This is a genomic window from Streptobacillus felis, assembly GCF_001559775.1.
GTDB classification, from domain to species: domain Bacteria; phylum Fusobacteriota; class Fusobacteriia; order Fusobacteriales; family Leptotrichiaceae; genus Streptobacillus; species Streptobacillus felis.
The window spans coordinates 1-3,407 of sequence record NZ_LOHX01000344.1; the positions used below are offsets into that span (position 1 = coordinate 1).

Genomic DNA, 3,407 nt, shown 5'->3' on the forward strand with positions numbered 1-3,407 from the left:
TTAATAATTTGAGTAATAAAGAGATAGAATATATACAAGACTTTATGAATAATTATCCAAGAAAAATTTTTAATGGTAAAACATCAAAAAATATTTATTTTGAAAATAAAAATGCAGCATAAATTCAATTATACTGCACTATAAAATTTTTATTATTTAATTTTGGACATTTCTAATTTCTACTTACAATTTATTTACCTCTTTAACTATTTTTTCATTTGTTCTTTAAATAGATTTTTTAATTCTTCTATTTCTTTCATCAATTCTTTATTTGATTTTTCAAGTATTTCCACTTTATTTTCTAATTTTTCTATCTTCATTTCATGCTCGTAAACTTTTTCATCAAGTAAGTTAATATTTCCGTTTCTTTGTAATGTTAACATGTCTTTTCTTCTTGATTCTAATTTATCAAATTGATATCCAAGTCCTGCTCCTAATGCTACATGACCTTTAGTATTTAATGATCCACTTGCCTTATATACAAGATTTCCAGTTTCATTTAATCCTGATAGTCCTAGAGCAAATGCATGTTCTCCGTTATAGTAACCATATGCTCCTGCAATATTATGTCTATGTCCTGCAATATTACTTACTTGTGGTAAGTTTGCCATAGCTACTGCACTTGCAACTCCTGAATTTGCAGCAACTCCTTTCCCTATTTGATCTTTAGTTTTATCTGTTAAGTCTAGAGTTACATCTGTACCTTCTGCAGTTGTCTTAATTAAATCAGAGCCTTTAATATTAAACTGTAATCCACCTTTTTGATTTAAGTTTTGAATGTCAGTTGTGCCACTATCTCCACCTAATTTAATAGTGTTATTACCTAATGCATTAACAGTATTTGCTAAATCTTTTGCATTAACTATTTTCTTACCATCTGCTTCTATTGGATTTATTACTTCTCCACCTTGATTAGATTTTAAAGTAACTGTTGCAAGAGAAACATCATAAGTAATTTGTCCATCTTCTCTTACAGTTGATTTTAATGTTATTGGAGCTGTAGTGCTGTTTGCAGCCTCACCATCATTAGCTGTAATTAATGTAGCAAGTCTCTTAACATCTCCAATATTAGCTGCATTTGTGTTTATATTTTCTCCTGAAGCTACATTAGTAATTTGATTTCCACCATTATTTAAACCTGTATTTGATAATACTACTGAATCTTTTCCTGATGGAGTAAGTGTTATGCTTGTTGGATTTATTACTGTCGTATTACCATCAGCATCTTTAAACTCTGCACTAGTTAAGTCTTTTAACTCTTTAGATAATTTAACCTCTAACTTACCAGTATTTTCATTAACTCCTATGTTGTTATCTGATAATTTATTCTTATCTGCTCCACCAACTATTTCTAATTTTTCATTTAGTTTCTTGTTGATTACTGTTCCATTATCTCCTGCAAATTTTAATCCATCTTCTAATGTCGCTACTGTATGTGGATTTCCATCTTTATCACTGTATTGTATACGTGTTATTCCTTTTCCATCCACTCCAGCTTCTCCAGCCTTAGTAGTTATATCTGCTTTACTTCCATCTTTTCCATTTATTCCTACTGTTCCTTCTGTCCCATCTATTGATACTCCAGGTTTTCCATCTTTTCCATCAGATCCTAATGTTATCTTGTCTAATCCTGTTATTTCTTTATTTAATGAATAAGTAAATGTTTTACCATTTTGATCTACATTCAAGTTATTTCCAGCCTTAAATGTCACTGTTTCATCTTTTGATACTTTAGATTCTTCTACCGTTCCAGAAGTTGTTCCTGTTCCTTCTTTTCCAGCTATAACTTTAAATCCATAGTTTGCTATTTCACTATTTATGTGATCATTTACTGCTTTTAATTGATCTTCTGTTGCAGCTTGACCTGTAACCGCTGTTGGATTAGTTACATTCCATGTCTTATTAGTTAAACCATTTATAGTTCCTGCATTGTCTTTATTTACAGTTACTCCTCCAGCTTTTACTTCTCCTGTAGTTCCATCTAATACTACTTGTTTAGTTGGATCTGTTCCTAAAGTAACTTTATCATTTAATTTAACATCATATACTGTATGTCCATCTTTAGCTTGAGTAGATGTTAATACTACATTTCCTGTAGTTCCATTTGCAGCTTCTCCATTATTTGCTGTTATTTCTGTTCTAGATGCTGCTGCAGCTTCATCTAATTGTTTTTTATTTACAGCATCTGTATCTTCTGTAGCATCTGCAACATTAGTTATTTTATTGCCACCATTATTTAAACCATCTTTAGTTAATGAAACTGAATTTTTACTATCTGGATTTATTACTATTCCATTTCCTGTAATATTAGTTACATTTCCATCAGCATCTTTAAATTCTGCACTAGTTAATTCTTTTAACTCTTTTGATAACTTAATTTCTAACTTACCATCTTTTGCATTTACTCCTATGTTGTTATCTGATAACTTATCTTTATCTGCTCCTCCAACTATTTCTAATTTCTCATTTAATGCTTTCTTAATGATATTGTTTTCACTGTCTCCATTATCTCCTGCAAATTTTAATCCATCTTCTAATGTCGCTACTGTATGTGGATTCCCATCTTTATCACTGTATTCTATACGTGTTATTGTTTCTCCATCCGCTCCATTTACTCCTGGTTTTCCTGCTTTTGTTGTAATGTCTGCTTTACTTCCATCTACTCCATTTATTCCTACTGTTCCTTTTGTTCCATCTATCGATACTCCAGGTTTTCCATCTTGTCCATCTGATCCTAATGTTATCTTATCTAATCCTGTTATATCTTTATTTAATGAGTACGTAAATTCTTTGCCATTTTGATTAATATTTAAATTATTTCCTGCCTTAAATGTTACTGTCTCATCTTTTGATACTTTTGTTTCTTCTACTGTTCCTGTTGTTGTTCCTGTTCCTTCTTTTCCAGCTGTAACTTTAAATCCATAGTTTGTTATCTCTGAATTTATATGATCTGTTACTGTTTTTAACTGATCTTCTGTTGCTGCTTGTCCACTTACTGCTACAGGTTTTTTAGTATCCCATGTTGTATTTGTTAAATTATTAATAGTACCTAAATTTCCAGTATTTATTGTTATATTTCCTGCAGTAATTTGACCTGTAGTTCCATCAACAATAACTTGTTTATCTCCTGTTCCTAAAACAATTTTATCATTTAGTTTAACATTATATATTACATGTCCATCTTTATCATCTTCTTTTGATGTTAAAATAACATTCCCTGTAGTTTCATTTGCTGCTTCATCTTCATTTGCAGTAATTTCAGTTTTACTTGCCTTTGATGCTGCATCTAATTGACCTTTATTAATAGCATCACTTTCTTCTGTACCATCTGCAACATTAGTTATTTTATTTCCACCATTATTTAAACCTGTGTTTGATAATGTTACTGGATTTTTTCCTGCCTCTGA

General features: G+C 30.5%; 1 protein-coding gene. It reads right to left on the reverse strand.

Annotated features, from left to right (window positions below):
- Positions 1-206 precede the first annotated feature (206 nt).
- Positions 207-3,407: YadA-like family protein (locus AYC60_RS08100; RefSeq protein ID WP_197417020.1), on the reverse strand; the 3,201-nt coding region annotated here is incomplete at its 5' end.